This is a genomic window from Streptomyces sp. NPDC006265, from assembly GCF_040613555.1.
Classification (GTDB): domain Bacteria; phylum Actinomycetota; class Actinomycetes; order Streptomycetales; family Streptomycetaceae; genus Streptomyces.
The window spans coordinates 1-2,754 of sequence record NZ_JBEXSH010001058.1; the positions used below are offsets into that span (position 1 = coordinate 1).

Sequence of the window (2,754 nt, forward strand, 5' to 3'; positions counted from 1 at the left end):
GTCGTGGTGCACCCCTCCGAGCGCGGGCAGATCAAGCAGACGCTGCTGAAGCTGGGCTGGCCGGCCGAGGACCTCGCCGGGTACGTCGACGGCGACTCCCTCCCGAACGCAGGGGAGGGAGCCCTCAGGGCCTACTCAGGTATGGGCCGCCCCGTACAGCAGGCCTTCCTATGCGGGAGCAGGTGTCCGATCCCACGCTCGTCCGGCAACCCGCCCGCCAGTGTCGCCGCATCGGTGCATCCGGAGACTTCCCAGCCGATGACCCGGAGGCTGAAAGGTGCCCGCCTGAAGGTCTCGGTCCCCACGCCCGCGAGCCAGTCGTCCATGACGGCGGTCTGTGGAACGGCCGGCCGTCCAGTAGGGGACACCCGCCTTGGCCAGTGCTCCGGCGGGGACGGGTGAAGGTCTGGCACCTCGTCGTCGGCAAGGCGCTGGTCGCCCTGGCCAGCGGTGTCTGCATCACGGCGATGGTCGTCAGAACCGCCACCTCCGTCGATCACACCGACACCGGCACCGGCCTGGTCCAGGTGACGCACGTGATCGGCTTCGCCGCGGGCGTACAGGTCGGTGGTGCCGTCATCGCCGTCGGGACCCGCCCCGCGACTGATCGCCGAGCTACGTGAGGCGGTTGCTGTTCGCCGACGTGGTCGGCCAGATCCGCATGCCCCGCTGGTCCAGTGGCAGGGTCGCCCTCGTCGGCGACGCGGCATACGCACCCTCGTTCCTCACCGGGCAGGGCTCCAGCCTCGCACTCGTCGGTGCCTACATGCTCGAAGCAGCGCAACGACATGCTGCGCACTCTCGACACCCTGCCCGCCGCCTGACGACCGGCCCACTCGGCCCTCACCCTGCCCGACTCCATGCCCGCCAGGCAGCGGCAGGCACCGGCCGCGTCAGCAAGGGCTCCGCCACACCCCGAGTCTTGGCTCCTTGCGCATCGACGACAGCCTCAGCCGGCGGGACTCGGCACAGTAACTGCTCCGCGGCTCCTTGTACTCCACGTGGAACACCGCCTTGCCCGCCGCGATGAACGGGGAGAGCTCACCGCACTCGTCGTACTGGGCGCACTCCTCGTTGACCGCGAAGTCGAAGTGGCCCACGAGCTGGGGGATCTGGGGAAGGTCGTTCTTGAGCCCCACCGACAGCCCCCGCTCGTGGGCGATGGCCGCGATCATGCGGTTGTACCCGAGCTGGTCGCGTGCGGTGAGGGGAAAGCCGGTGTCGTTGCCGTAGCCCTCCACCAGATCGGGCTCCACCGCGTCGAAGCCCTTGTCGCGGCACATGTCGAAGCGGCGCTCCATGATCGGTCGCAGGACGGACAGCTGCCGGATGTCCAGCCACCGCTCGCCCGACCACCCGTTGGGCTCGCCCAGAACCGAGCGGGGGAAGGCGTCCCGGTCCGGCCGGAAGTCCTCCCACGCGCCCACGTTGACGTAACAGATGACCTTCCTCCCCGCGCGGTGCAGCCGGGCCACGTCCGCGGCGGAGTTCTCGAAGCCGTCGATGTCGTAGACCGGCACGTCGACCGACGCGTCGACCCTGCCGTCGAGTTGCCACTGCCAGGCGAGACCCGGACGGGGCTTCCACACAGTCCGCGAGGGCGACGCCGTACCGTGCGCGTCGGCGGGCGGCTCGGCGCTGCCGGAGCAGCCCGTCAGCGCCGCGGCCGTCAACGCGGTCAGCAGGGCCGCGCGCGAAAGGGCCCGCCCGGTCATCGCCCTGCCCCGGTCAGGGCCGGCGTCAACTGGGCCCACGGGTTGGGTGGTTCACCCGTCACCGGGCCGCAGACCGCCGCTCCGCGCTCGTGCGCCGTGCGCACGGCCAGGGGAACGAGCGCCTCGGGCACGCCGTACACGAGATGGCACAGCCGCTCGGGTGGGCGCCGTGCGGTCCACGCCGGCCGGCTGAAGGCGGAGACGTACGTCGACCAGTGACCCTCGAAGGTGACGGTCAGGTCGGCGAGGCGGGCGTACCCCGGCGCCGGGTGGACGCCGGGGTTGAGGACGACCGTCCCCGCGCCCAGCCGGCGCAGCGTCCGTACCAGGCGGCGGCAGCCCGGCAGCCCGTCCGCCGTCGCCGTCACCCGGTCCAGGAAACAGCCGTCCGCCGCGTACCACTCGCGGTGCCGGCGCACGTCCTCGGTGATGTCCGCGGGGTCACGCACCCCGTAGTCGGTGTCGACGTAGCCCAGCAGCCGCGCACCCGCGGCCCGCAGCGCACCGGCGGCCGCGGTGAACGCCGGGTCGGGGACCTCGCCCGGACCGCTCGCCGGGTTGAGAACGACACCGTAGGTGCGGGCCGCCGCGGTGATCAGCCGGTGCCAGGCGCCCGGGTCCTCGGCCGGATGGACGTACAGCGGGATCAGCAGGGTCACGGCGTGCGACCGCCTTCCCACAGGGCGGCCAGCGCGTCGTCGAGTGAGTGGGCCGGACGCCACCCCAGGGCCTCCTCGGCGGCGGAGATGTCCGAACACTGCCACGACACCTGCGCGGAGCGGGCCGAACCGGCCGGGCTCGCCCCGCCCTCCTCGATCCGGCCGCGGAAGCCGACCAGACCGGCCAGACTCCGCACCAGGTCGCGCACCGGGACGGCCCGGCCTCCGCCGAGGTTGAGGACGGGAGGCAGCGGGCCCGGCGCCGTGGCCGCGAGGACCACCGCCCGCGCCACGTCCCGTACGTCGACGAAGTCGCGGTGGGCGGACAGGTCGCCGAGCCGCAACACCGCCTCCGGGTCGCGGCCGGCCTCGCGCAGCAG

4 protein-coding genes and 2 pseudogenes are annotated in these 2,754 nt (G+C 72.8%); 3 read left to right on the top strand and 3 right to left on the bottom strand.

From position 1 onward, the window contains the following. The 3 genes and pseudogenes from ABZ281_RS45130 to ABZ281_RS45140 form a co-directional block, all read left to right on the top strand. Nucleotides 1–402: hypothetical protein (locus tag ABZ281_RS45130; RefSeq protein ID WP_356664162.1), on the top strand; the 402-nt coding region annotated here is incomplete at its 5' end. Then, nucleotides 402–593 (top strand): annotated as a pseudogene (locus ABZ281_RS45135) (MFS transporter); the annotation flags it as partial. The gene ABZ281_RS45130 and the pseudogene ABZ281_RS45135, both read left to right, overlap by 1 nt. A gap of 4 nt (nucleotides 594–597) precedes the next feature. After that, a pseudogene (locus ABZ281_RS45140) lies at nucleotides 598–824 on the top strand (FAD-dependent oxidoreductase); the annotation flags it as partial. A 69-nt stretch (nucleotides 825–893) separates the two neighbouring features. Here ABZ281_RS45140 and ABZ281_RS45145 read toward each other — a convergent pair. From ABZ281_RS45145 to ABZ281_RS45155, 3 genes are all read right to left on the bottom strand, one after another. After that, entirely contained in the window at nucleotides 894–1,715 is an 822-nt protein-coding gene (locus tag ABZ281_RS45145) for an endo alpha-1,4 polygalactosaminidase (protein ID WP_356664156.1), read from the bottom strand. Then, nucleotides 1,712–2,374, bottom strand: coding sequence for a spherulation-specific family 4 protein (locus ABZ281_RS45150; RefSeq protein WP_356664158.1), 663 nt, complete (start codon nucleotides 2,372–2,374; stop codon nucleotides 1,712–1,714). Before ABZ281_RS45150 ends, ABZ281_RS45145 begins: the two co-directional genes overlap by 4 nt. Further along, a partial coding sequence (locus tag ABZ281_RS45155) for a GDP-mannose 4,6-dehydratase (RefSeq protein WP_356664160.1) occupies nucleotides 2,371–2,754 on the bottom strand: 384 nt, incomplete at its 5' end. The genes ABZ281_RS45155 and ABZ281_RS45150, both read right to left, overlap by 4 nt.

What these genes read in the sequence shown, in the direction of transcription:
- ABZ281_RS45145 (WP_356664156.1), bottom strand. Translation starts at nt 1,715, where the DNA reads ATGACCGGGCGGGCCCTTTCGCGCGCGGCCCTGCTGACCGCGTTGACG.